Genomic DNA, 26,376 nt, shown 5'->3' with positions numbered 1-26,376 from the left:
GAGACACCCCGGGTATGCACCCGGGGAGCCGGCAGCGCAGGGGGTTAGAAACTCATTTGCCATTGCCCCATCAGGCCGTGATTGCGGCTGTTATTGCCGATATCACCGGTGTAGCCCACCCCCAGTGTTTGCCGGGCCGAGAGGCCAATGTCCAGGCCGGCTTCCAGCACCAGGCTGTCGCGGGCCAACGCGCTGCCCTCGACCTGAAAGGCTGAGCCGCCGAGCACATAGGCTTGTCGGGTTGAAGGGTTGACGTCGCCATAGCTGTGCTTCCAGCCAGCGCTCAGGCGAGGGGTGAGGCTCATGCCATTGTCCAACTGGCTGAGGTGCGCCAGGCGCAGGCCCGCCGTGCTGCTGACGTTGTTTTGGGTGTGTGCATTGACCTTCAGGGCCGCCGCACCGCCTTTTTCGGTGTAACCGTCACGGTGATAGCGCTGATAGGCCAGGTTGACAAAAGGCTCTGCGCTCAAGCGACCGCTGCCCAGGGCGTAACCCAGTTCAGCAAATGCCTGTTGGCTGTTGGCGTGGTAGTCGCCCTTTGGCCGGTCGGCGAAGCCGTTAAAAGCCACGGTGCGTTGACTGTCACCCTTATGGCCGCTGTAAGCCGCCCCCAACCTTAGCGCCAGCGCGCCGCTTTGGCGCATGGCGTAAGCACCGGCATGCCAGCTGTTGACGGTGCCGTCCAGGCCGTGGGTGTCGATGTCGGTTTTTGAGTAGCCGCCCACCACGCCCACACGCCAGTCCGGCGTCAGTGCCCAATCCGCACCCAGCAAGCCGCCCTGGGTACGCTGGGTCAGGTCGCTGCTACCGTGTTCGCCATCCAGCCGTCCGTAACTGCCCAAGCCTTGCAGCCACAGCCGCCCTTGGGCGTTAGGGTCATTGAGGTTGCGTAACCCGGCGGGCACGCCAGTGGCCGCAAGGGCCGGGGTGTCCTGGGCCGTGACGGCCATGTTTAGGCCAGCTCCTGACCCCAGCGAGTGCAGGGCGGTCAACATGCTGCTGCTCACGTGCTGGCTGGCGATCAACGTGGCGCTGCTCAGGCTGGCAGTGCTGCTGCCCGCCAGTTGTTCGATGGCGGCACCGGCGGTGTGCGTGCTGGTGTTCAGCAAGGCGTTGTACAGCGCGTTACCGGCCGCCAGTGTGGCCAAACCCTGAGCGGCGTGGCGGCCATTGGTGCTGCTGGCGTATTGGCTAAACGCCACGTCATTGCGCGCATAAGTGAGGTCGACGCGGGTAGGGTTGTACGCCAGCGTCGGGGTGAGGAAGGCATAGTCGCTGGTGACGGTGCCAAAGGTGCCGTTGATCGCCCCGGCATTCAGTACGGTGTAGCGGCTCAACCAGGGGTAAGTGCCGCTACCGGCCTGCACCGCCAGGGTTGCGCCATTGAGGGTGGCGGTGCCGCCCACATGCACCGGTGCGCTGCTGCCGTCGGGGTTGACGCCATACGCCAGGGTTGCGCCGTTGCTCAGGGTCAGGTCATGGGTGATGGTCGCGCTGCCCAGGGATGTGCTGGTTTGCAGCGTGCCGTTGACCTGCATGTGGCCCGCGCTGCCACCGCCCGCGTAGACACCGCCGGCATCGACGGTGACGGTGCCGCTGATAGCGCCCTGATTGATCAGGCGTGCGCCGTCGAACACCCTGGCCCCCTCGCTAAAGTCGCCCTGACTGGTGAGGGTCCAGTTGCCTGATTTCACGTCCAACCCTTCAAAGTTACGGCTATTGCCGAAGCTGCCGCCTGCCGCGTCATCCATCACGACCCGGTCAATGCCACTGCCGCCGTCCACTACGCCAACGAAACGGCTGGCGCTGCCCAGTATCAGGGTGTCGTTGCCGCCGCCCATGTCCAGCGCCAGCCCGTTGCTGGCGCTGATCAGGCCGTTGTTGTAGACCGTGTCATCGAACTCGCCCACAAACGTCACGCCAAAGCCGTTCAGCCCTTCAATCGTGCCGTAGTTGATCAGGGTGGAGGCGGCGACGCCCGCGCCATCGCTGCCGTCATCCACCAGCACGGCATTGTTGGCACCGCTGATGCGCGCACCTTGGGCGTTAAGCAGATAGCCGCCGCCCATGGCGACGCCCTCGCTGCCGTTGGCGAAACCGTTCTTGTCGACGCCGCCCGCCCCGGTGCCCTGGATCACGCCATAGTTTTCGATATGGGCAATGAGGTCGATGTCGACGCCATCGCCATCTCCGTTGGCCTTGAGCCCGGAATAAGCGCCGGTGATGATGCCGTGGTTGATCACGGTGCCATTACCGTCCGAGCCAAAGCCCGAGCCGTTGCGGCCAGTGACTTCGCCAAAGTTGTGCAGCGTGGCCCCCAGGTCGGTGGTGATGCCGTGACGGCCACCTGAAATAGTGCCGTAGTTGGTCACGGTGACGCCGGTGGCGGAGTCAATATCGATGCCGTCGAATTTGTTGTCGTCGGACTTCGCATCCCCCGTGGAGATCTCGCCCAGGTTGGTAATGCTGGCATTGGAGCCGGTCTTCATGCCGTCGCTGAGCTCGCCGCGAATCAGCCCGCCTTCACGGTTGATCAGCGTCGTGGTGACGCCCTCGCTGCGCACGGAATCCAGGTCGATGGCCTGGCCGCCGTCGGTGGAGCGAAGGGTGCCGCTGTTGTCGATCAGCAGGCTGCCGCTGCTGAAGTCGGTGTCGATGCGCAGCGCATCGTTGCTGCCCTGGATCGTCGCGCCAGCGCGGTTGTAAATGCGATAGATACGCTCGCCGTCGGCACTGCCGGAGCTGTCGATGGCGCGCCCGCCGGTGGACACCAACTGGCCCGCGTTATCGATCACCACGCCCGTGCCCGTGGTCGTGCCCTTGAGGGTGACGGCGACTTTTGGGGTGGTGAGGCTGGCACCGGGTTTCACCGTCAGCGTGTCGCTGGCATTGAGGTTCAGTGCGCTGGTGCTGTCGTTGTTCAGCACGGTGTCTTTGGCCTGCGCCAACGACGTAAAACCGCTGGACGCACTGATAAGCGCGATGGCGAATGCAAGGCGTTGGGGTGAAGAGGGCATGACAAACGACCTTTTAGGGGATAACCGAGCGCACCTGTATAGCGAGATGTTCTTACAGAATGATGTAGCGCCCCCCGCGGCGAATCGGGAGATCGGCGCGGAGGGGCTGGCGGTGCAGGTGGGTCAGAAGGTGAAGCGGTACTGCGCGTTCACGCTGTGCTCCTGCGTATGCTCGCCGTGTTGGTGGTTCAGGCTCAGGCTCAAGGCGCTGTCACGGGACAGCCGTGCGACAGCCCCCAGGTCCAGTTGCAAGGCCTGTTTGTCCAGTGCCGCGCCGGTGATGCGCTGGCGGCTGGCACCGTCCAAGGCGAGGTCAGCGGTCGGGCGCAGGTCGCCACTGGCGTGGGTGTAGCCCACGCCGCCCGTCAGGCTCAGCCATGACGGCCCGAACGACGTTTTGCTCAGGTCCCACTGGGCCCGCACGCCGCTGGTCACCAGGTTGACGGTGTTGCTGGCCCCTTGGCCCTTCAGCGCGCTGTGACCGCCCCGTTCACTGAAACTGTCGTGGGTGGTGCGAACGCTCGCCAGTTGCACATAGGGCTGAACATCCCAGGCCCCGTGGCGCAGCGCGTAGTTGCCTTCGACAAACAGTTGCCGGGTATGGCTCAGGTAGTCGCTGGACAGGCCTTCATCGAGGCCTTTAAGGCTGACGCGGCGCTTGGTCTGAATCGGGGTACGGGCGTAGGCCACCCCGGCGGACAGGCTGAAAGCACTCCAGGTGTGGCCGATATGCAGGCCGATCTGCTGCGTGTCGAACGACGCCTTGGCACCGCCCGTACTTTTGATGTGGCCCTGGCTGCTGGCGAGCAGCACACCGGCGCGGGTGCCTTGTTCGAACACATGGTCGGCCCCGATCAACACGCCGGTGCTGTTGTGATTGACCTGCGAAGCGTTTGCATCGGCCTCGCGGCGGCCGTTTTGATGCAGGGCCTGCACCCAAACAGTCTGGCGCGCGCCGTCGGCCTGAAGGGCCAGGTTGTTGAGGTCGCCCCGTGCCCTACCCAATGCTGCATCACGTATCAGCCGGCTGTTTTCAAACAGCGCCCATTGGGTGCTGGCGTGTAACTCGCCGCTCAATTGGTCCAGCGCCCGGGGCGCTTCGTTCGGGGCCAATGAGGTCAGGCGCTGCGCCAGAGGTCGGGACATCTCCAGCGTGTCGGCGGCCCGTGCAGTGGCGCGCTGATTGGCCGTATGAGCGGCTGAGGCCAGCGGCAGGCCGCGCTTCACCTCGACCCACGCGCCGTGGGCATCCTGGGTGGGGGTGAACGCCAGAAAGGGTGAGAACTGCTGAGCATCCAGCGCGCTGAACTCGCCCGTGAGTGCGCCGTCGGCTTGCAGGATCTGGAAGCGTTGCCCCAGCGGGTACACATTGGCTTGGGGCGTCAGGTGCAGCGTGCCGCCCGCCAGCGTCGCGTGCCCGGTGACATGCAGCGCCGGCAAGCCGGGGGCCTGCCCAAGGCGTGCGATCAGGGTGGCTTCAGGGTGTTGTTGATAATCGCCGGTGATGGTCATCGGGCGGTGTTCACTGCCGGGCATTAGCGTGCCGGACACGGTGGTATTGGACAGTTGGCCATCACCGCTGAGCCAGCCGTTTTTACCCACGCGAGTGTCGGCATCGAGCTGTTGCCCGGTGATGTGGGCCATACCGCCATTGATGTCGAGGTGACTGCCCTGCAAGGTGCCGTTCAGCCGCAACAGGCCGCCTTCGACCGTCACGTCGCGGGAGAGGCGATTGAAGCCGTCAAATTCCAGGATGCCGCCGTTGACGGTTGCGCCCCCAAAGCTGTTGTCACCGCTGAGCCGCAGCCAGCCGTCAGCGGATTTTTCGAGGCGTCCCGGCCCGCTGATATCGTTGCGCCAATCGTCCCAGGCACCGCCTTGCCACACGGTCGCGCCGCCCGCCCGGCGGTCCATCACTACCTGCGTGTCGACCCGTAACTGGCCGGGGCCGTCGATGGCTTTTTTCAAGTCCACCAGGCCCCAGCCGTACACGTCATCAACGCCGGGTGCGCCCAGGTCGCGTGCGGTGGTCAGCAGCACATCGCGTACCTGAGGGTTGTCGAGGTAAGGGAAGCGTTCCATCAACAGGCCCAGTGCGCCGGTCACATGGGGGGCGGCCATGGATGTGCCGCTGTGGCGGGCATAATCAAAGACCGGGCGGTCTCCCGTGACCTGCACACCATCGACTTCGCCTTGGGCGTTATGGAGCAGGCCGTAGTCGATTTCCCCGCTGAGGGTAGGGGCGTCAATGTCGCTGCCCGGTGCGGCCACGCACCAGTTCTTGCTGTAGCCGCAACGCGCTGAACCGGTGGAAAGCTTCAGGCTGTTGTCCAGGTTCACCACGCTCAACCAGTACGGTTCCAGTGCCGGGAATGCGCGTGGCAAAGTGGCGATGGGGTCGGCAAACGGCGCGGTCTCAGGTGACAGGTTCACCTCATCGTCAGGAGCGTTACCAGCGGCAAACACTTGCAAGACCCCTGTGTCGAACGAGCCCTGAGCCAGCAATGCGCCCACGCCTGAACGCTGATCATGCAGCACCTCGTCCAGTTCATCGACGGTCTTCAGGTCTTCGTTCAACCCCCAGCTGTGATTGACGACCCGCACGTTCTGCTCGCGTAACCGGGCATAAAGGGTGGCCGCTGTGTGTGGGTCGACCGGCTCTACCGCGCGGGGAGCATCTGATGTTAAGGGCGTAGGGGTGTCCAGGGAGTGGCTGGCAATACGCACCGTGTTCAGGGCCGCTGCATAAGCGACGCCGTGGGTGCCCTGGCCATTGCGAGCGGCCAGCACCGTGCCAGCGACATGGGTGCCGTGGTCTTCATACCTCGCCCCCAGGCTGGCGAGGTAGTCAGTCAGGTATTTTTCGGGCAGTGCGCCCTGTGCGGTGAGTGATTTAAGGGTCGCCAGATAGTGCTCATCGGCTTCGTTAACGTGAACGCTGGCCCTGTCGCCATCGGTATGGAAGCACCCGTTGTCGGTGGCCGTGGCGAGCCTTTCGCGCGCGCAGCCCTCGTCGGCCAGGCGCAGGGCCTGCACATCCTTGGCGGCAAATTCGGGGTGGCGAGTATCGACGCCGCTGTCGGCCACCCCCAAACGCACGCCACTGCCGCTTAGCCCCCGAGCGTAGGCAAAGTCGGCCCCGATCGCCTCCAAGCCCCAAACGCGCTTGAACTCAGGGCTGTGCCAGCTCGACGCATCGAGCAGGCGGCCCTGTTCGTGGTAGGCCTGTGCCGGTAATGACAAGCCCGCCAACAGGCTGACGGTGAGCCGCCAGTGCGAGGCGTGGAGCAGGCCGGGGTGGGGCGAGTGGCTGCGTTGTTTGGGGTTCAGCATCCTCTGGGATCCTTTGGCTGATGAGGGGGGCGGATAGGGTGGCGACTCGGCCAATGAATGCGTATCGGACGCAGAGGGGGTGTTTGGGGGATGTGTCCGGGTGTGTCGTAGGTCGGTGACACGTTATGTCAGCGGGTCTATGGAAAAGGGCTTCATTTCGGTAGGTCGTGTCGTCACGGAGAACGCGAGGGGAGTGATCAGTCTCGCCTGTAAGGCGTGTGCTCAGACAACGTATATCTGTCGGAAAAATAATTCGCTTCTCGGATTGCTTGTCTAACTATATATATTTAAAGGCTTTTATGGTTTTTATAGAGAGAAACGCGAACCGTTTTGTCGTGGATTTGAAGAAATGAGATTGACGTTAATTTATTAAGTTGTACGATGACTTACGACACAGCCAAGTGCTGCTACTTTTTCATCACAACAAGCCCCCAGGGTGTTCGAATAATGAATCCACAAGAACTGAAGTCCATCCTCTCTTCCGGTCTGCTGTCTTTCCCGTTAACCGATTTCGATGCCCAAGGTGACTTCCACCAAGAGGGCTACATCAAGCGACTGGAATGGCTGGCCCCGTACGGTGCCTCCGCCTTGTTCGCGGCGGGCGGTACGGGCGAGTTCTTCTCCCTGGCGGCCAGCGAATATTCGCAAGTGATCAAAACAGCCGTTGATACGTGCGCCAAAAGCGTGCCTATCCTGGCCGGTGTGGGCGGTTCCACTCGCCAGGCCATTGAATACGCACAAGAAGCCGAGCGCCTGGGTGCCAAAGGTCTGTTGCTGCTGCCGCACTACCTGACTGAAGCCAGCCAGGACGGTGTCGCTGCCCACGTGGAAGCCGTGTGCAACTCGGTCAAGATCGGTGTGGTTGTTTACAACCGTAACGTCTGCCGCCTGACTGCACCGCTGCTGGAGCGTCTGGCTGAGCGTTGCCCGAACCTGATCGGCTACAAAGATGGCCTGGGCGATATCGAACTGATGGTTTCGATCCGCCGCCGTCTGGGTGACCGTTTCAGCTACCTGGGCGGCTTGCCGACCGCTGAAGTGTACGCCGCTGCCTACAGAGCGCTGGGCGTGCCGGTTTACTCGTCGGCCGTGTTCAACTTCATCCCGAAAACCGCGATGGACTTCTACCGCGCGATTTCCCGTGAAGACCACGAAACCGTCAACAAAATCATTGATGAATTCTTCCTGCCGTACCTGGACATCCGTAACCGCAAGGCCGGTTATGCGGTCAGTATCGTCAAGGCAGGTGCCACCATCTCCGGTCACAGCGCAGGCCCTGTGCGCACGCCGCTGACCGAACTGTTGCCAGAGGAATACGAAGCACTGGCGGCCCTGATCCATAAGCAAGGCCCGCAGTAAGCTCCACCCAAGGCCGCTGAGCAATCAGCGGCCTTTTTTGTGGGCGTGTGAAAAGCGCAGGCCCATCAGGCGTTCAGCAGTGCCCGCACGGAATAAAACAGCCCGCCCAGCGCCACGGCGAGCAAGGTCAGGCTGGAGGCCACGCTGATGCCTTTGCGGTATTTGAGGGCGAAGGGGCGGCGCATAAGAACGATGTACGCGGCCAGAATGGATAAGTCGATCACGATCCAGACGAGGGACAGCAGTGTAATGCTGCCTTTGAATGAGGGCGTGACGTGAATGAATTGCGGGAAAAACGACACGAAGAAAATGATGTCCTTGGGGTTTGAAATGCCCACCCAGAAACCCGTTAGCAGCGCGTTGCGTGTCGGTGCGGTGGGCGGCGGGCCAAAAGGTTGATCGAGGGCGCGCGTACTCAGCGCATCCTTGAGCCCGTGCAGCGCCAGGTAGCCAATAAACAGGCAGCCCACCAGGCTCACGCCATTAAGCAGCAGCGGGTTGAGCGACACCGTGCCCGCCAGAATCAGTGCGGCCAACAGGATGAGCACCAGCGCCGCCCAGTTGGTCCCGAGTGCCGTCAGCAGGGCGCGTTGCGGCCCGGCGGTCAGCGTGGTGTTGATGACCAGCGCCACCACCGGCCCCGGGGTGATGATCAACATAAAAACACTGAGGGCGTAAACCAGCAGCAAGGGCAGTTCCATGATGGGTTTGACTCATTATTGAAAGGGGATGTTTACGTGCTGTGCGGGCCAGGCCACCTGCACAGACCTCGATAAGTCGTGATTCTGAAGGGATCGGCGGCCGTTGAAAAACGGATAAAACCACGGCTTACTATGAGTATTAATCAGAGTAAGGGTTTGTCGTGGTTGAACGAATTCCGCCCCTTTATGCGCTCAGGGCTTTTGAAGTGGCAGCGCGCACCGGCTCCTTCACGCGCGCCGCCGAAGAACTGTCGATTACCCAAAGCGCGATCAGCCGGCATGTGCGCACCTTGGAGCACGCGCTGGGGTGCCGCTTGTTCACGCGCAACGGCCCGCGAATTTCACTGAGCGAGGAGGGCCAGCGTTTGTCGGCGCAACTGAAGGTCGGTTTTCGGGTGATTGAGCAGGCGTGCCAGCCGTTCCGTGCTCAGAGTGCCAAACTGAGGCTTAAAGCCCCTTCAACGCTGACCATGCGCTGGCTGCTGCAAACGCTGGAAATGCCCGATCAACGTGCCGCGCAACTGCCGGTGCAATTGTCCAGTGTGTGGATGGACGTCGACACCGTGGACTTTCACGCTGAGCCTTATGACTGCGCGATCCTGCTGAGTGACGGCCACTTTGACGCGGGGGTCGAGCACTGCAAGCTGCTGGATGAATGGTTGATTCCCATCTGCTCGCCGCAAGTGGCGGGGCAAACGCCGTGGAGCCTGGAGCAGCTTCAGGCGGCCGCCCTGATTCACCCCTCGGCCGACCGCCGTGACTGGCGCCGCTGGTTGGCCGCCCTGAACCTCAGTGACCAGGTCTCGCTGAACACAGGCAAAGTGTTCGACACGCTGGATCAAGGCATCACGGCCGCCGTGCGTGGGCATGGCGTGTCCATCGGGGATTTGGCGCTGGTGGCCGATGATGTGCGTGAGGGCTATGTCTCGCTGCCGTACACCTCGGCCGTCGCTTCGGGCGACGCGTATTACCTGGTGTGGTTAAAAAACAGCCTGAAACGCGGGCAGATCGTGGAGCTGCGGGATCATTTGCTGGCGCAATTACCGGATATCTCCGGTCTTCACGTCGAGTTTCTCTCGCAGGGTTAGCCGGTGCATGGCCGGCGTGATTGATGGGGGGCTTTTAGATCAAAAGCCAGATCAAAAGATCACGAGCAAGCTCGTTCCTACAAACGCTGCCATCCGTGATCCGTAGGAGCAGCCGGTCGACGCTCGATTGCTCGCGATCTTTTGATCTTGTACAGACCGGACACAGGGTTGACGGGTGTACGGGGGGCTTTAGTTCAAAAACCAGATCAAAAGATCACGAGCAAGCTCGTTCCCACAGGCTGTTGTGGCTCAATGTGTTTGGACCAGGATGTCTTCGAAGAACGCGCCCACGGCTTCGGTCGGGTGGCGGAGTTGAATCTCCAGTACCCACACCATCTCGCTGGGCACGATGTCGAGTTCGGCCAATGTGGCAGGGCCGAACAAGGCATGGGGAAAGTCGGCAATGCGGTGCCCGGCCAGGTTGCGCTCCAGCATCCAGCCTTTTGCCCCGGCGCTGCGTTCGGCAAAATCATACAGCTCACGACCGCTCAGCCCTCGGTTCCAGGCTTCGCGGGTTTCGTCAAAGACCTCGTGCAAGGCGGTGACGCAGGCTTGATATAACGGCTGCTCGCCGAACACGAACGTGTCGCCATAGTCACCTTCATACCCGTCCCACACCGGACCAAGATCCACCACGGCGATATCGGTTGCACGTAACCGGCGCTGCGGGTCGATGCCTTCGCTGGGGGTGTGAGCCGTGTCATCACCAAAACGGATATAGGTCGGGTGCCACGTATGAGACGCGCCCATGGCCTGCAATTGTAGGTTGGCCATTTCGATGGCTTCGGCGGTGGTCATGCCGATCCGCAGTTGGCTTTTAATCAGCGCCAAGGCGCGGACCGATTGCTCACGGGCCGCGAGCATGCCATCGAGTGAATAGCGCGGGCCGACTTTTTCCCACACCGGGTCCAGCGGTTTGAGGGCCGGCTCGCAAGCGGGCTGGCCGCTGGGCACAAAGGCTTCCGCGACAAAGCCGTGCGGCGGCACCCCCGCCGCGAGGCAATGTTCGCGGGTCTGGCGAATCATCGCGCTGTTACCGCAGGCATACACCTGCGTGTCGGCCCAACGATGGGGCTGAGCCATGGCAACCTGTTGCACTGACGCCTCTGTCGACAGCACCGGGTGCCAGCGTACGGTGGGATGTTCGGCGCTCACCTGGTCCAGAAACGCGCGGTCGTAAAAATCGGCTGGGTGGGCACCGCCCCAGTACAACGTGACTTCGGCCTGGCGGGCCAGGGCGGTCAGCAGCATGGGCTTGACGCCCGCGTAGCCGGTGCCCGTGGCAAACAGAACGATTGGGCGTTCGTCAGCATGCTGCCAGGTGCAGGCTCCGAACGGGCCTTCCAGTGTCAGCGCATGGCCGGTCTGCAGTTCACCCAGCGCCGCCTCGGAAAACGCCCCGCCTGGCACTTGGCGAATATGAAAAACCAGTTGGCCGTGGTCCTGCGCGGGCAGGTTGGCCACGGAGAAACAGCGGCTTTGATCATCGCCGAAGCGCAATTTGACGTATTGCCCGGGGCGAATCTCCAACGGTTTTTGTAAGTCCGGCATCAGTACCAGCTCGATGATGTCGCGGCTCAGTGCGCGTTTGCTCAAGACCCGGGTGCTGATGGCCAGGGCCGGGGTCTCCAGTGACCAGCCGGGGATTTCCAGGCGCATGTCTGCGCAGGCATGGCTTTGGCACAGCAGCATTTCATGGGGCCCGAGCGGGTAAGACGGGGCCACCACGCCCGGGGCCAGGTGTTTGCTGCGGTAGTGCCCGGCCATTACCGTGACTTTGCAGGACCCGCATGCCCCGCGGCGGCACGAAAACGGTACCGGCAGGCCGCTGGCAAGCATGGCGTCGAGCAGTAACTCATCACCGGCCTCAAAGGTTTTTCCCGAGGGCGATAGTTCAATGACATGGCGTGTATTCATAGCAACCTCGGGTGAATGAGGCCCAATTGTTGCGCTAGACTAGGCCCATTAAAACCTCCAGTTTTGGAAAGTTTAGATGGTCCAGTTACGTAAGTGGCGCCCGTTGCTCAACCTCGACGGGCCTGAGGCCCAAGCCTCTTATCGCAAGATCGTAGAGGGCCTGGTGACGGCGATCAGGGACGGCCGCCTCACCCCCGGGACGCTGTTGCCCGGAACGCGGGAAATGGCGCAGTTGCTCGACCTTAACCGCAAGACCGTGATCCTGGCGTATGAAGAGGCCGTGACCAAGGGGTGGCTGATCAGCGAGCCGCGCCGGGGCACGTTCGTCAATACGCAACTGCCGTCCATGCCCCCGTCTCGCAGCGAGCCCCCGGCCTTTGCCCTGGCGCTGCAGGAACATCCCCGCGTGGCGTATTTCACCCCAAGTGAGCAGGTCAAGGCACTGCACCTGCGGCCTGATTCGCTGTTTATCGACAATGGCGGCTGCGACCACCGCTTACTGCCCCAGGCCGTGCTGCACCGCTACTACCGCCATGCGCTGCGCCACAGTTTTACGACCAATAACATGCGCTTTGGCAGTGAAGAAAGCAGTTATCACCTGCGCAGCGCGCTGGCCGAGATGCTGCGAAACAATCGCGGCCTGGCTGTCGGGGCCGAGCATATTTGCCTCACCCAAGGAACACAGATGTCGCTGTACCTGGCCGCCAGCGCGCTGCTGGTACCAGGCGATGTGGTGCTGGTAGAGCGCTTGAGTTACCCGCCGGCCTGGGAAATATTCCGCCAGTTGGGCGCGACCATCGTGACGGTCGACCTGGACAGCGAAGGCTGCCGGGTCGATCAAATCGACGCGCTGTGCCGGTTGCACAAAGTGCGTATGGTGTTTGTCACCCCCCATCACCAGTTTCCCACCACCGTCAGCCTGCGCGCGGGCCGCCGCCAGCAATTATTGGCATTGGCCAAGCGCCATGATTTTTGTGTGATCGAAGAAGACTACGACCACGAGTATCACTTCGACGGCCGGCCCTACTTGCCCCTGGCCAGCGACCGCACGCAACGGCATGTGATCTATATCGGTTCGCTGTCCAAATCGCTGGGGGCGACGTTCCGTTGCAGCTATGTGGTTGCACCTGCGCCGGTGATCGACGTGCTGACGCGCAACGCCACGCTGATGCTGGGCCAAAGTGATGCCGTGATGCAGCAAATGCTGGCGGCGTTGATCCATAACGGCGAATTGAAAAAGCACCTGCGGCGTGCGTCCAAAGAATACCTGGGCCGGCGCGAAACCCTGCAGCACTGCCTGGCTGAGGCCTTTGGCGAACGGGCATCCTGGCAGGAGCCGGAAGGGGGCCTGGCGCTGTGGGTGCGGTTTGACGACAGCATCAACGTCGATCAACTGGTCGAAAACGCCTGGGGCCATAACCTGGTCGTGCGCAAGGGCCGACTGTTTTCACCTGAAGACCAACCGGAAAATGCCTTGCGCATGGGCTTTGCTTCGCTCAATCGCGATGAGATCCATCAGGCGATACAGCGGTTGGCGCAGGCGGCGAAAGGCCTTTCGGGGCGCTGATGCCCGGGTGCTCTGCACCGGATCACTGCGCTTTTGGCACCAAATGGCAAGCGCCCCCCCGACGCCTTCTTATAGAGTCCGCCCAGGCCATGGCGCGCCTGGTCGAAAACGTATTTGTCCAGGCACACGGTGCGCGCATCGCACCTTCAACGGCTCTGAACTAAAGCGTTTTTACCTAAAGGAAAGCAGTCATGACAGCGCTTGGCACTTCAAGCTTATTCCGCAATCGCGTGACGTGGGCGGTGGGCGCAACCTTTGCGTGTGTGCTGGTATCGTCCGCGAATGCAGCCCCAGACGCACCCGCCCGCTCGCCATCGGTGACGGTGGGTGGGGGGCTGGCGGTGGGGCCCCTGTACCAAGGCGCTTCGCGGTACGCGGCGTTTCCCTCGCTGAAAGTGCGGGCCATTGCGCCCACCGATGCGTGGGGCACGTTTAGCGCGTCTTTTCCGGAAGGCCTGCGCTGGGATTTACCGGGGCTGTCTCCTTTTGGGGTGGCGCTGCTGATCGGTTATGACCAAGGCCGCAAAGAAAGAATCCACACGCTGGACGGTCGTGATGACTACCTGCGAGGCATGGGCAACCTGGACAGCACGGCACTGGTCGGTGCCGAAGCCTACTGGGTGTTACCCGCCGGCCGCTTGTTTGTTCGCGGTTTGCAAGCCAGCCAGAGCCGCAATTATGGGGGCGAAAGCGTCGGGCGCACGGCCTACCTGGAAGCCGGTGCGGCGACGGCCTATTCACTGTCGTCGACACTGACCCTGGACTCGACGCTGTACGGCACCTGGAGCAATGACAAAGACATGATGGCGCGCTTCGGTGTTACGTCCCAGCAAGCGGCCCGCACCCGATTTGATGAGTACCGCCCGGGCGGCGGGCTGCGCGACGTGACCTTGAAAATGGGCCTTACCTGGCAGTGGCAACCGCAGTTGGCCCTGGAAGGCGGCATCAAGGCTTACGCCCTGGCCGGCGATGCCCGTAACAGCCCGCTGACGGGTGAGAAAGTGGGTGCAGGCGCGTATCTGAACGCGCTGTACAGTTTTTGATCGCCGGGTGATACCGACGTCAGCAGACGCAGGGACCAATAAGGGAACGCTCGATGGAAAACGTACATAAGCGGTGGGCGGCGGTGGTGGCCGGCCTGCTCGGCTCAGGGTGGGCGCTGGCGGACGAAGCCGCGACGACGGTGACGGACCCGCACTTCAAACTGGCCCCAGGCTACCTTGCCCCAGCTGACTTGCCGCTGCGCCTGGCGTTGCTTGGCGCGCCACCAAAGCCCGGTTCTGCAGCACTAGAGCGGGATGAAGAAGCCCGCCGCGCGGCACTGTCGCTGCGTGGTACGGCCCGGGAGAAACTCGCGGCAGCGGACGCTGAGCTGGCCTTTCCAGCACCGGCGAACACTTTTTCCTGCGCACTGGGTGTCCCGATCTCCGAGAAAACCACGCCGCATCTGTACACCTTGATGCAGCGCACCTTGTCGGATGCGGGCGGTTCTACCTATGCCGGGAAGAATGCCTACAACCGAACCCGGCCCTTCGTCGTGCATGACGAAGGCACGTGCCGCAAAGACATGGAGCCGTTGTTGCGTACCGATGGTTCTTGGCCGTCCGGCCACTCAGCGGCTGGTTGGGCCTGGGGGCTGTTGCTGGCCGAGGTGCAGCCGACGCGGGCGACCGAAGTGATGACCCGCGGGTTGGCATTCGGCCAAAGCCGCGTTATCTGCGATGCGCACTGGCAGAGCGATGTCGACGCCGGCCGCCTGATGGGCGCGGCCACTGTGGCGAGCCTGCACAGTAACCCGGCCTTTCTGGCGGACCTGGCGGCGGCGAAGGCAGAGGTTCAGGCCGCAGAAAAGGCGGGCCTAAAGCCTTCAGAAGATTGCGCGGCGCAAGCGGTTGCCCTCTCGTTGACCCAGCATTGATCGGAGAAACACCCCCATGCACCGTGATACCTCGCGCTCGCGTCAGGCGCTGCTGATGAGCGCCCTGATAACCGTCGGCTATAGCTTGCCGACAGTGGCCCTTGCGGCGGATAACGATGGCTGGACCTTCAACGGCGGGCCCTATGTGTGGGGCGCAGGCATTCGCGGCAACGTGGGCCATCGCAGCACCGGGACTCAGTTTATTCAGTCTGATTTTTCTGATATTGCCCGCACCGTCGACATGTCGCTGATGCTGATGGGCGAGGCTCGCCGGGGGCCGTACAGCGTAGTCGCCGACCTGATGTACATCGAAACCGATACCCGCAACCGGCTACCCGCCAATGCCCTGGCGAACAAACTCGAGGTCGAGAGTAAAACAGCCTCCGGGTTTCTGGGCGGCGGCTACACGGTGTTGGGCGACGATAACCGCCGCCTGGACGTCACTGGCGGTATGCGTGTCTGGTACAGCAGCACCACGATCAGCTTTCATGGCGGGCCGGCCGGCGGCTTGTCGGGGTCGGACAGCGCCACGTGGGCAGACGCCATGGCGGGTGTACGCGGGCACTATGCTGTGAATGACCGGTTCTGGTTATCATCCTGGGGCATGGCGGGTGCCGGGCAATCGCGAAAAGACTGGGACTTGGCCGCGCTGGCGGGGTGGGAGTTTTGGCCCGGTTTTTCGGCGGTGGCCGGGTATCGAGCGATGGCCGTGAATTACCGCCACGACGGCTTCGTTTACGACATCGTCCAGAAAGGCCCATTGCTGGGGATTAGCGGGCGTTTTTAAGCGGCAATGATCCGAATGCCCGCCTTTTTTTCTGAACCACAACCCACACAAAACCCGCGCAATGCGGGTTTTTTGTCGACTTTTATCGGCTGATTGCAGCAAGTCACGCGCTTGAGCAGGTGTCGAAAACGACCGCGTCCGTGCTGCCGGTGCATGCGCCTGACGCATGCAGTGCACACGGAATATACGCTTTTGCCAATCGCTCGCCGCGGGTAGTTTGAGCCTGCACACGGACCCTGGGGTCCAGCCCTTCCCACAAAAAAAATGCCCGAGGGACAGCCATGAAAATACGCCGTTTTGACGACCCGGTCGCGCCCGCCTGCCGCAAACGATCCGGCTGACGCCAGCACCTGCACAACTACCCCATTTGCCCTGAACAACAATAAAAAAGCTCGTAGCGTTCCCCCCTACGCACCGAGCGGCTGGAGGTAAGCATGTCTATACCGTCTAAAAGCATCAGCGGCACTTTGTCGCCCGATGCGTCGTCCGTGGCCGCCAGCTCGGGTGCCTGGACCACGCTTTTCATTCTGACGGCGGTGTACGCGATCAATATCGCTGACCGCTTTGTGTTGTCGACGTTGATCGAGCCAATCAAAAACGAGTTTCAGCTCAGTGATTCGTCGGTCGGCTTTCTCACCGGCGTGGCGTTGGCGATCTTCTATGTGGCGGCGGGCCTGCCGCTGGGCGCGCTGGCAGATCGGACCAACCGTAAACGCATGATCGGCGCGGCGGTGGCGGTCTGGTCGGCCATGACCGTGTTCTGCGGCTTGAGCAGCAGCTTTTGGCAACTCTTGCTGGCCCGTATCGGTGTCGGCATTGGCGAGGCAGGCGGCACGCCCCCGAGCCATTCGATTATTGCCGACAAGTTTCGCCCCAAACTGCGCGCCTTTGCCCTGTCGGTGTACGGCATTGGTGCCAGTGTGGGTGCCTGGCTCGGTGCATCGGGCGCGGGCTACCTGAACGATGCCTATGGCTGGCGCACCGCGTTGCTGGTCTTCGGGCTGTGCGGGCTACCGTTTGCGCTGTTGGTATGGCTGGGCATCCGCGAGCCGAAACGGGTTCACGACGCCGGCACCCGCCATGATATCGACAGCGACACTATCGGCTTCAGGGAGACACTGCGTTACACGCGTCAGAACCGCGCGCTGTTCCACCTGATTGCCGGGGCCACAGTCATCACGTTCTGGGGCTGGGGGATTCTGTGGTGGATGACGTCTTTCCTGGTGCGCACCTACTCACTGACCGTGGGCGAGGCGGGGACCCTGCTCGGGCCGATCCATGGCATTGCCGGCACCGCGATGATGGTGATCACGGTGCTGGTGATGCTGCAATTGCGCAGCCGACCGATGCACGCGCAATCGAGCTTCGTGTTCTGGACGACGCTGCTTGGCACGCTGCTGTCCATTGGCGTGTTCGCGACCAACCGGCTGGACGTGGTGCATGTCCTGCTGTGGCTTTTCATCCCGATCACCTACATCTACATCGGCCCCTCCATCGGGCTGCTGCAGAACCTCTACCCGGCAGGCATGCGCGCCAAAGGCTCGGCCATCCTGCTGTTCACCGCCAACATCGCCAACCTCGCGATCGCCCCCCAACTGGTGGGCCTGCTGTCTGATGTCGTCGCCCCCCGTATCAGCAACCCGGCCGAATCACTGCGTTATGTGCTGCTGGGCTGCGCCTTTACCGGCCTGTGGGCTGCTTACCACTATTGGGCCTGTGCCCGACTGATGAAAAAGGAATCGCTATGACCGCGCCACTGAGTGTCCACGCAGCGAACGTGATCTACAGCCCGCGATCGCTTTCCGGCGATTCGCAGGTCGACATGGGCTGGTCCATTACCCCGCAAGATGACGGGGCGTTACTGGCCGGGTTTGCGAAATGGGACGGTGATGAGTCGCCGTTCAAGACGCTCAACTACGACGAAGTGTTGCTCGTGCTGGAGGGCACGTTCGGTTTTGAATTGGCCAGCGGCGAGCGTTTCGAAGGCGGGCCGGGCACCACCCTGCGCATCCCCAAACACACGGCGGTGAAATATTTCGGTTCGAAGGCCAACGTCTTTTTCGTCATTACCCCGCCCGGCGAGTGACGGGCCCAGGAGGCTGCGCAGATGGACATCACACTCAAACCTCACGATGACCGCACCAACGGCTGGTCGGCGATTCTTCCGGCGCGGCGTGCGCAGGCGAGCCTGTGCCAGCCGATAAACGCCGACTGGCTGATCATTGGCGCGGGCTACGCCGGGCTCGCCGCTGCCCGGCGGCTGGCGCACAACCGGCCGAATGAACGGATCGTGGTGCTCGAAGCGGGCGAGGCCGGGGACAACGCCTCCGGGCGCAATTCCGGGTTCGCTATTGATGTGCCACATAACGTTGGCAGTTCCACCGCCGAGCTGGAAAAAGCGGGCAACTACAAGCGCCTGATGAAAGCGGGCATCGCTCACCTTGATGGCATCGTCAAGGCGCACCAGATCCCGTGCGATTGGAGCGAAAAGGGCAAATATCACTGTGCTGCCGCGCCGCATCTGGTCGAGACATTGCTGCGCCAGCATGCCCACGAATTACAGGTTCTGGGCGAGCCTTACGAATGGTTGGGCCCGGCCGAGCTGGCTAAACGCCTGGGCACCTCCTTCTTCCAGGGCGGCATCTACACGCCGGGTTGCATTCTGCTCAACCCGGCGGCGCTGACCCGTGGGCTGGCAGACTCCCTGCCGGAGAACGTCTCGCTGTTCGAAAACAGTGCCGTGACCCACCTGGAATGCGGCCGGCTGATACGCGCCCGCACCGCACAAGGGGCAGTCAGCGCGGGCCAGTTGATCATTGCCAGCAATGGCAGTGCGTTACAACTGCCCGGTTTCGAGCGGCAACTGTTCAACGTCGCGTCTTATGGTTCGCTGACCCGACCATTGACGCCCGAGCAGCGCGCGCGCCTGGGCGATGTCGAAGAGTGGGGTGTGACACCCGCCAACGCCGTCAGCGGTGCGACCTTGCGCTACACCCGCGACCATCGCATCCTGATTCGTCAACAGTTCGACTTCACACCGACCTTGCAGGTGACCGAAAGCACCCGCGCGCGGGTACGCGAACAGCACAAGGCGGTGTTCCTGGCACGCTTCCCGCAACTCGCGGAGGTGGCCATGGAACATTTTTGGATGGGCTTTTTTAGTATCACGCGCAATGGCGCGCCACGCTGGGGCCAGATTGACTCTAACCGCTACGCAGCGGTGGGTTGCAACGGGGTCGGCATTGCCAAACAGACCATTGCAGGCGTGACGCTGGCCGATTTGGCCTGCGGTGTGGAGAATGACCTGATCGCCGATATGCGGGAACTGGGCGAGCCGCGCAAATTACCGCCCCGACCGTTCCTGGATATTGGCGTGAAATCCTATCTGGCCAAAGAACGCTGGGTCGGGAGGCAAGAGTACTAACCAGGCGTGATTGCCCAGGGTGGCCATGAGCACGACACGAAAACGACTTCCACCGTTGCACAACCTTGAAGCGTTCGAATGTGCCGCCAGGCACCTGAGTTTTACCAAGGCGGCGCAGGAGATCAACCTGTCGCAAAGTGCGGTCAGTCGTCAAATCAAACACCTTGAAGCGTGCATGGACGTGCAACTGTTCACCCGTACCCACAAAACCCTCAGCCTGACCAAGGCCGGCCGAACCTTGCTGGGCGGCATCGAGCGCAGCCTGGCGGAACTGCGCCGCACCCTGGACACCCTCGAAAACGACCGAAGCCCCACCGTCACCATCAGTGCCAGCATGGCGATCGCCAGCTTCTGGCTGCTGCCCGGCATCGCTGAATTCAAAGACCTGCACCCGGACATCCGCGTTCGCGTCATTGCGGGTGACGGCGAGGATTACGCGGCGCTTCATGGCAATGAAACCGACTTCACCATCCTCTATGACCAGGGGCAGCGGGGCGGTTATGTGTCCACAGGCCTGTTTGAAGAAGTGATCTTTCCCGTTTGTACCCCGGCGTACCTGAGAGGCCGCAGCATCGACAGCCTTGAAGCACTCTCGCGGGAAAAACTCATCGACTTTGAGGTTAAACACCTGCGCACGGTCAAAGGCTGGCCGGACTGGTTCAGCCGCGCGGGGTGTGAAACCGGCGGCATCAACTACACCCTCTCAGTGTCCAACTACGACCTTGCCTGCCGCGCGGCCCTGGCCGGGCAAGGCGTGGTCCTGATGTGGGCGTACGTCGCGCCCGTGGCCGACTTCACCAGCGGCACCCTTTTGCGTCCGGTGCCGCACGTGGTCAAGACGGGGCACGTTGAACACCTTGTGTACGGCAAGGCACTGGAGCAATCGCGCGCCCACAGGGTGTTCAAAGACTGGATCCTCGACTACGCCAAACGCACCAACGACGCCACTCGGAGCCTTTTGGCGTTGGGAAGTGAGGGGTGAGGTGTGCGTGGCGCAAGGCCTGCTTTATTCGACCCTTACCGGCAGCCTACAGGTTGATTGCAGCATTGGGTGCAGCTATGTACTGCATTCAGGCTATCTTGTTCGTGGCTGAGTGAGTTTTCATACTGAGACGGAACCTTGACCAACTGGAGCAATAACATGGCCGAAGTGATCCGTTTCAACCAACCGGGTGAGCCCGCTGTCCTTTCACTTGAACCGCTGGGCCCGTTAACGCCTGGAGCGGGTGAGGTCTTGCTTAAACAAGACGCTATCGGGGTCAACTACCTCGATGTCACGCAGCGTAATGGTGCTGTGAAGGTAGCGCTTCCTTCCGGGCTGGGCCTCGAAGGGGCGGGGGTTGTCGTTTCGATTGGCGCGCACGTTACCAACGTCCGCCCTGGCGACCGCGTGGCCTATGCCACGGGCCCGCTCGGGGGGTACGCCACGCACCGTATTTACCCGGCACCGCGGCTGGTCAAACTTGGGCAGGGGGTCACGGCTGAACAGGCCGCTGCCGTCATGTTCAAGGGAATTACGGCTCAGTACCTTCTCAAGTCCACCTATCCGGTAGGCCCAGGCACAACGATGTTGCTGTATGGCGTAGCGGGTGGCCTTGGCCAAATCATGGTGCAGTGGGCGAAGCATTTGGGGGCGTTCGTTATCGGTGTTGTCTCGAAGGCCGAAAGCATTGAACGTGCACGATCGGCAGGGTGCGACCACGTGCTGGTCTTCAACCCGCACACGCTTGCCTCGCAAGTCTCGCAGATAACCCAAGGCCGCAAAGTGGACGTTGTCTATGATCCTATAGGGCGAATCTCATTTGAGGCTTCTCTCGACAGCCTGCGACCAAGGGGACTGATGGTGTCCTTTGGGGCATCATCGGGGGTTCCACCGGCGGTCGAACTGTCCGTTCTGAACACCAAGGGTTCGCTGTTTTTAACGCGCCCTTCGATTGCCGCGCATACGTTGTCCGTCGAGGAGTATCAAGAACGTGCGGCTGATGTTCTGGCCGCCGTTGAGGCGGGAATCATTTCGCCCCGAATTTGGAAGACGTACCCGCTGGCTGATGCCGCGCTGGCACACGAAGCCCTTGAGTCAGGCATGTCATCTGGAGCGATCATCCTTAAGCCATGAATTTCGACGTTTTAGACAGCCGGCACAGTGACGAAATTGCTGCTTTTTTGGCCGTTGCCGGGCAGGGCTCGTTCGTGGCTGCGGGCAAACTGCTCCAGCGCCACCCGACAGTGATTTCCAAGCGCCTTGGCGCGATGGAAAAACGGCTGGGTGTTCGCCTGATGGAACGCTCGACCCGCCAGGTCAAAATTACCCCGGTGGGTGCCATTCTGGAGCAGCGATTGAGGTCTGCTCTGGAGCTGATTGCAGAGGCGCAGCAACAGGCCATTTCTGGTGCTGCTGAAGTGCGGGGCGTTTTACGGCTGGCGTTACCCGCAGCCATGGGGCGCCTATGGATTGGCCCTATGCTGCCTGAGTTTTTGAGCCAACACCCCGGTGTCTCAATCGTTGCTGACTACAGTGAGCATGTGGTCGATATCATCGAACAAGGATACGACGTCGCTTTGCGAATAGGTCAGCTGGAGGACAGCAGGCTGATCGCCAATAAGCTCAGTGACCATGGCCGTATCTTGTGTGCGTCACCCAGCTACCTGGCGCGCTGCGGGGCCCCGCTGACGCCCGCAGACCTGAAGCGCCACAATTGTCTGCGCTTTAGCGGGCTGGCCTCTTTCCCCGAGTGGAGACTGCATCAGGCGGCTCATCAGGAAGTGGTGATGACCCAAGGCTCGCTCACCTCGAATGACAGTGAAACCTTACTGTCTGCCGCTTTGGCGGGCCATGGCATTTTGGGTGCCGGGGAGTGGCTGATGAGCCGGCATATCGCCTCAGGTGATCTTGTCCGGGTGTTGCCCCATTGGCGGCTCGACGCCGTAGGCGGGGTGTTTCTGGTCAGGCCGTCCTCTAAATTCCCCAAGGCCACTGTGCTCGCCTTTAAGGCCTGGATTGAGTCCAAATTCGAAAGAATACCCCCGTGGGGCATTTCCGATCGCTGACCGGCCTCTACACGCCGCGACTAGCCATTAGGCCGCCAGCGCCAGGTATCGTCGCCGAGCGTGCATTCCCCCTTTTGTCATGGCTTTGATGGTCTGAAAAAAAGCGATGTGTTTACGAAAGAGTCCTTGATCAAGTCGGCAGAAAACCCTGTTCTTTATGCGTGCTTTTTTAAAAGCTTATTAAATAAATACCGTCTATCGGTTCGTATAAGACCCGATTGGCTGATAGTTAATTGGCTGACTAAGGTACCACGAGTATCGCAACACGTAGGTAATCATAAAGCATTAGTTCTTTGGTGAGCCTGGTTAAGCGAACGGAATTTGCTTCAGCGCTAGTCTCGATTAGCGATGGGTTCCTACGTGGGGCTATAGGAGTTATATATGCACATGGTTGAGCGAAAAATAGAAAAAACAATAATCTGTAGTACATGTACAGCCTCCGTCGCCCCCTACAGCAAAGAAAACAAGGCTTCCCACAATGCATTAATGATGGGAAGTAAAACGCGGTACTTTAACCTCTGCAAGTTGGCACTTGGCATCAGCACTGCGGTATTGATGAGTGCAGGAGGGAACGTTCATGCGGCGGATTCAAATTGGAATGGATCCGGTATCGCCGGAGATTTCTACGACGCTAACAACTGGGCATCGGGCTCAGTACCTGATAGTGGTGATAACCTCTACTTTAATGTGTTGCCTGGCGCGGTGCTGCAAGACTCGATAGCCGCGGGCTCTCTCAATATTGGATCTGCCCAGGGCAGCGAAGGCCAGGTAACGTTATCCACTGATAATCAATCGTGGTCCGGCGATTTAAATGGCGCAATTGCTATAGGTGTTAATGGCGGTACAGGCACATTGGACGCAACCAATACTGAGTCCAGTACTTATTATTTGCATTTTACTGATGGTTTAAATCTGGGTTCAGGGTTGGGTAGCACCGGAACCATAAATGCCCTCGGTAATGGCAAGTCGAGTGACTTTAAAGAGGCCTCACTCAGGCTCTGGCTGGATGACCCTTCCTCTGAGGGCGGCATGCTGTATGCGGGTGCCGATCAGGGGCAAGGCATCATCAATATCGAAGGTGGTTCGCTTTCCACAAGCGGCGGCTTAACCACCATTTTAGGTCATGGTATCGGCTCGATGGGGTCGATGAATATTATCGCCGGCGGAAAATTTGTGGCCAATACGTATTCTAGTCAAGGTCAAAACCTTGGCTTGGTCATTGGCGACGAAGGCGGAACTGGGAGTTTAAATATAGGCGCTGGCACGGGCTTGGACCGTAATATTGCATCAATCTATCAAGGCCTTTCAGTGGGTCGCGGCAGCGGAAGCAATGGTACCGTTAACATACTGGGTGGCGGGAAACTAACCAGCTATGATTCTTCCTCCGAGCACTCAAATAGCGCTATCAATGTAGCCTCCGTCGGAGTAGATCAAGGAACCGGGAAGGTCACTATTGATGGGGCTGGTTCTATTTGGATGGTGACGGGGGAGGGCGCTGTATACAGTGAGTCCTCCACCATTGGTAATCTTAATCTTGGCTCAAACGGCAAAGGGGTTATAACGCTTTCAAATGGCGGAGAGCTATTTGTAGGGGCGACGAAGACTGAACAGGTGTATGACAATGATATAGGGGGTATTGATAGAGTAAAATCAGGCACCCAACCCGTCTATGATCAACGGGGTTCTATTTATTCAGCCAGCACTCAGTCCTCGATCGGGATCATCAACTTTGGTAGTGACCCTGATAAAAACATCGGCGGCGCGGCGGCTGGCAAGCTTTTCGCAGAGAAAATCATTCTAGGCGAGGGCGAAACCTGGATAAACTTCAATTTCGATGAAACCCTGAACTACAGCTCCTTACTTCCAGAGTATGCCGTTCCTCCTTCAACCATTCCCGATCGAGCTGCCGCCAGCCCATTTTTTGATAACAGTGTGCAAGGCAATGGCACGCTCAATATTGCCAGCTATGCCGGTACTACTCATTTAGACACCGCACTGGCGCAACTCAATGGCTTCGCGGATATCTACGGTGGCACCTTGTTTGCTGATGTCCCAGAAGCCTTGGGTACTTCGGTCATCCGCAGCCGCTACCATGCGGCTATTCCAGAGGGCGGTACGCTCGGTTACGCCAACACCATTAACCTGACCAATGACATGCAGTTGCAGGCCGGTGCCCACCTCAGCTTGCGTGTGGACAACAGCGACAGCGCCACACAAGCAGGTGACATCAGCGGCGGCGGTAACTTGAATAAAGTCGGCACCGGTACCCTGAACCTCAGCGGTACCAACACCTTCACCGGCAACACACACATAGCCGAAGGCGTATTGGCGTTGCGAGACGACTCCAGCCTGGCCCGCTCAGCCGGTGTCACGGCCACTGGCGTGCTGGATATTAGCGAGCTGGAAACGGACAGTGCCATTAGAACCCTTGCCGGCAGCGGCGCGGTCACTCTGGGCAGCAATGCCCTGAACATTACCGCCGGTGGCGGCAATGGCGAGGGCAGCGGCCTGTTCAGTGGCGTGATCAGCGGGGCCGGCGGCTTCAACGTCAGCGGTGGTATCCAGCAACTAAGCGGTGCCAATACCTACCAAGGGACGTCCACCATCGGCAATGGCGGGGCGTTAAGCGCCATGGCCCAAAATACCTTGAGCCCGAATGCGAGTTACACCGTCGACGCGGGCGGTGCCTTGCTGCTCAATGGCTTTGATCAGCGTGTGAATACCCTGAACAATGCCGGCTTTGTGATATTCAACACGCCTTGGGTGGAAAATTCGGTCTTTCGTCCCACCACATTGACCGTCACCGGTGCCAACACATACATCGGCTCTGGCGGGTTAGTACACCTCACCACCCAGTTGGGTGGCGATAACTCGCTCACGGACAAACTGGTGATTAACGGCAATAGCACCGGGACAAGCTATTTGCAGATCAGTAACGCCGGTGGTGCAGGGGCTCAAACGGATAAAGGCATCGAGGTGGTGCAGGTGGGGGGGACCTCTACGGGCACTTTCGCCTTGGCCGGCCCCGTGCAAACGGAAGCCTTTGAGTACCGCCTGATAAAAGGCGATGCACAAAACGCGGCCAACGGTAATTGGTACCTGTCCTCAGAATCACGAATACCCGGCCTTTGCCCGGACGGCAGTACGGGGCCTTGCGCCGACCCGGATGCACAACCGTACTACCGTCCAGGTGTGGCTAACGTGGTCGCGGGCCAGAGTGCCAACATGGAGCAAGGCATGACCATGCTCGCCAGCCTGCACCAGCGCATTGGCGGTACTTACAACCTGCAGGATGACGAACTGCTGGCCTGGAGCCGCTTGTACAACACCGATGATCGTACCGAGGGCGACCGCTTCAACTATAACCAGCGTATTACGGGCATGCAGCTCGGCCATGACCTGTGGGTGAGCCACAATGGGCAGGGCGTGACTCAGCGGGCCGGGGTGAGTGTTGACTACACCAACGCCAATGCCGACCTGGCTGACCAAATTCGTGGTCGCGAGAACCTGGGGCGCAAGCATACCGGCACTATGGACACCAACGCGGTGAGCCTCGGGGGTTACTACACACTCTCCCGTGAGGATGGCAGCTACCTGGACACCATTGCGATGGTTTCACACCTGCGCAACGGCTTTGAAGACATCTATAACGGCACAGGCACTCAAAAAGCGTGGCGTGCGGGCCTCTCTGCCGAGGTGGGCAAGCCTGTTGCCAGCGTTGGCCAGAGCTGGAAGCTCGAACCACAAGCGCAACTGAGCTACCAGTACACCCGCTACAACAGCTTTGAGGACGATGTCAGCAAGGTCGACAGCTATCACGTTAATAGCCTGCGCGGGCGGGTGGGCGTACGTTTGTTCAATGACCTGACGGAGCAGGAAAAGCCAGGCCAGGTGTATGTGATTGCCAACGTGCTGCATGACCTTATCAAGCCCACCAAGGTCAGCTTCGGCGACACGCGTGTGCGTGACGACTATGACTCCACCGCAGGAGAACTAGGCGTCGGCGGGCGCATGACCTTGAGCAAAAATACCACCGTGTTTGGCGATGCCCGCTACCGTCAGTCCTTTGGTGGCGACGCCAAGGGCACAGCGCTGAACGTGGGTATTCAATTTGACTTTTAACGGGTAGAGGGGAGGTGGATGATACTTTTTTCGTCCACCTTTACGCGTAATAAAGTGAGGGTTAAAACACCCTGCTGAATTAAACCGTGATGCTT

Annotated in this window: 17 protein-coding genes; 13 read left to right on the top strand and 4 right to left on the bottom strand. The window is 60.6% G+C overall.

Annotated features, from left to right (window positions below; translation table 11 throughout):
* Positions 1–44: 44 nt before the first annotated feature.
* Both Q1W15_RS11960 and Q1W15_RS11955 read right to left on the bottom strand, forming a co-directional pair.
* Entirely contained in the window at positions 45–3,017 is a 2,973-nt protein-coding gene (locus Q1W15_RS11960) for an autotransporter domain-containing protein (protein WP_300728384.1), read from the bottom strand.
* A gap of 123 nt (positions 3,018–3,140) precedes the next feature.
* Positions 3,141–6,350, bottom strand: coding sequence for a S8 family serine peptidase (locus Q1W15_RS11955; protein WP_300728381.1), 3,210 nt, complete (start codon positions 6,348–6,350; stop codon positions 3,141–3,143).
* Positions 6,351–6,797: 447 nt separating this feature from the next.
* Between Q1W15_RS11955 and kdgD the strand changes: the two genes are divergently transcribed.
* Complete coding sequence (gene kdgD, locus Q1W15_RS11950) at positions 6,798–7,709, top strand: 5-dehydro-4-deoxyglucarate dehydratase (RefSeq protein WP_300728378.1); 912 nt, start codon at positions 6,798–6,800, stop codon at positions 7,707–7,709.
* Between the two features lie 65 nt (positions 7,710–7,774).
* Here the strand turns inward: kdgD and Q1W15_RS11945 are convergent, their stop codons facing one another.
* Entirely contained in the window at positions 7,775–8,410 is a 636-nt protein-coding gene (locus Q1W15_RS11945; protein ID WP_300728375.1) for a LysE family translocator, read from the bottom strand.
* Positions 8,411–8,571: 161 nt separating this feature from the next.
* Between Q1W15_RS11945 and Q1W15_RS11940 the strand changes: the two genes are divergently transcribed.
* Positions 8,572–9,498 (top strand): LysR family transcriptional regulator, encoded by a 927-nt coding sequence (locus Q1W15_RS11940; protein WP_300728372.1) that lies wholly within the window; start codon positions 8,572–8,574, stop codon positions 9,496–9,498.
* A 249-nt stretch (positions 9,499–9,747) separates the two neighbouring features.
* Here Q1W15_RS11940 and Q1W15_RS11935 read toward each other — a convergent pair whose 3' ends face one another.
* Positions 9,748–11,415, bottom strand: coding sequence for an NAD(P)H dependent flavin oxidoreductase family protein (locus Q1W15_RS11935; protein ID WP_300728370.1), 1,668 nt, complete (start codon positions 11,413–11,415; stop codon positions 9,748–9,750).
* A gap of 76 nt (positions 11,416–11,491) precedes the next feature.
* On the opposite strand from Q1W15_RS11935, the gene Q1W15_RS11930 reads away from it, so the two are divergent.
* From Q1W15_RS11930 to Q1W15_RS11880, 11 genes are all read left to right on the top strand, one after another.
* Positions 11,492–12,982: a PLP-dependent aminotransferase family protein gene (locus tag Q1W15_RS11930; protein WP_300728367.1), complete on the top strand. Its 1,491-nt coding sequence runs from the start codon at positions 11,492–11,494 to the stop codon at positions 12,980–12,982.
* 191 nt (positions 12,983–13,173) lie between these two features.
* Complete coding sequence (locus Q1W15_RS11925) at positions 13,174–14,025, top strand: MipA/OmpV family protein (RefSeq protein ID WP_300728364.1); 852 nt, start codon at positions 13,174–13,176, stop codon at positions 14,023–14,025.
* A gap of 53 nt (positions 14,026–14,078) precedes the next feature.
* Positions 14,079–14,900 carry a phosphatase PAP2 family protein gene (locus Q1W15_RS11920; RefSeq protein ID WP_300728361.1) on the top strand — a complete coding sequence of 274 codons (822 nt, stop codon included), beginning with the start codon at positions 14,079–14,081 and terminating at the stop codon, positions 14,898–14,900.
* A gap of 16 nt (positions 14,901–14,916) precedes the next feature.
* Positions 14,917–15,687 carry a hypothetical protein gene (locus Q1W15_RS11915; protein ID WP_300728358.1) on the top strand — a complete coding sequence of 257 codons (771 nt, stop codon included), beginning with the start codon at positions 14,917–14,919 and terminating at the stop codon, positions 15,685–15,687.
* Between the two features lie 434 nt (positions 15,688–16,121).
* Positions 16,122–17,435 (top strand): MFS transporter, encoded by a 1,314-nt coding sequence (locus Q1W15_RS11910; protein ID WP_300728356.1) that lies wholly within the window; start codon positions 16,122–16,124, stop codon positions 17,433–17,435.
* Positions 17,432–17,773 carry a hypothetical protein gene (locus Q1W15_RS11905; protein WP_300728353.1) on the top strand — a complete coding sequence of 114 codons (342 nt, stop codon included), beginning with the start codon at positions 17,432–17,434 and terminating at the stop codon, positions 17,771–17,773. The genes Q1W15_RS11910 and Q1W15_RS11905 overlap by 4 nt, the downstream gene beginning before the upstream one ends.
* A gap of 21 nt (positions 17,774–17,794) precedes the next feature.
* On the top strand, positions 17,795–19,111 hold the full coding sequence (locus tag Q1W15_RS11900; RefSeq protein ID WP_300728346.1) for an FAD-binding oxidoreductase: 1,317 nt from the start codon (positions 17,795–17,797) through the stop codon (positions 19,109–19,111).
* A 25-nt stretch (positions 19,112–19,136) separates the two neighbouring features.
* Positions 19,137–20,093 carry a LysR substrate-binding domain-containing protein gene (locus Q1W15_RS11895; RefSeq protein WP_300728331.1) on the top strand — a complete coding sequence of 319 codons (957 nt, stop codon included), beginning with the start codon at positions 19,137–19,139 and terminating at the stop codon, positions 20,091–20,093.
* A gap of 159 nt (positions 20,094–20,252) precedes the next feature.
* Positions 20,253–21,227: a quinone oxidoreductase gene (locus tag Q1W15_RS11890; protein ID WP_300728316.1), complete on the top strand. Its 975-nt coding sequence runs from the start codon at positions 20,253–20,255 to the stop codon at positions 21,225–21,227.
* Positions 21,224–22,159 (top strand): LysR family transcriptional regulator, encoded by a 936-nt coding sequence (locus Q1W15_RS11885; RefSeq protein ID WP_300728308.1) that lies wholly within the window; start codon positions 21,224–21,226, stop codon positions 22,157–22,159. Before Q1W15_RS11890 ends, Q1W15_RS11885 begins: the two co-directional genes overlap by 4 nt.
* Before the next feature lie 381 nt (positions 22,160–22,540).
* Positions 22,541–26,281: an autotransporter outer membrane beta-barrel domain-containing protein gene (locus Q1W15_RS11880; RefSeq protein WP_300728305.1), complete on the top strand. Its 3,741-nt coding sequence runs from the start codon at positions 22,541–22,543 to the stop codon at positions 26,279–26,281.
* Positions 26,282–26,376: the final 95 nt, after the last annotated feature.

The organism is Pseudomonas sp., assembly GCF_030150285.1.
Taxonomy (GTDB): Bacteria; Pseudomonadota; Gammaproteobacteria; order Pseudomonadales; family Pseudomonadaceae; genus Aquipseudomonas.
The sequence above is the reverse complement of the archived record's forward strand: the minus strand, read 5'-3'. Positions and strand labels throughout refer to the sequence as shown.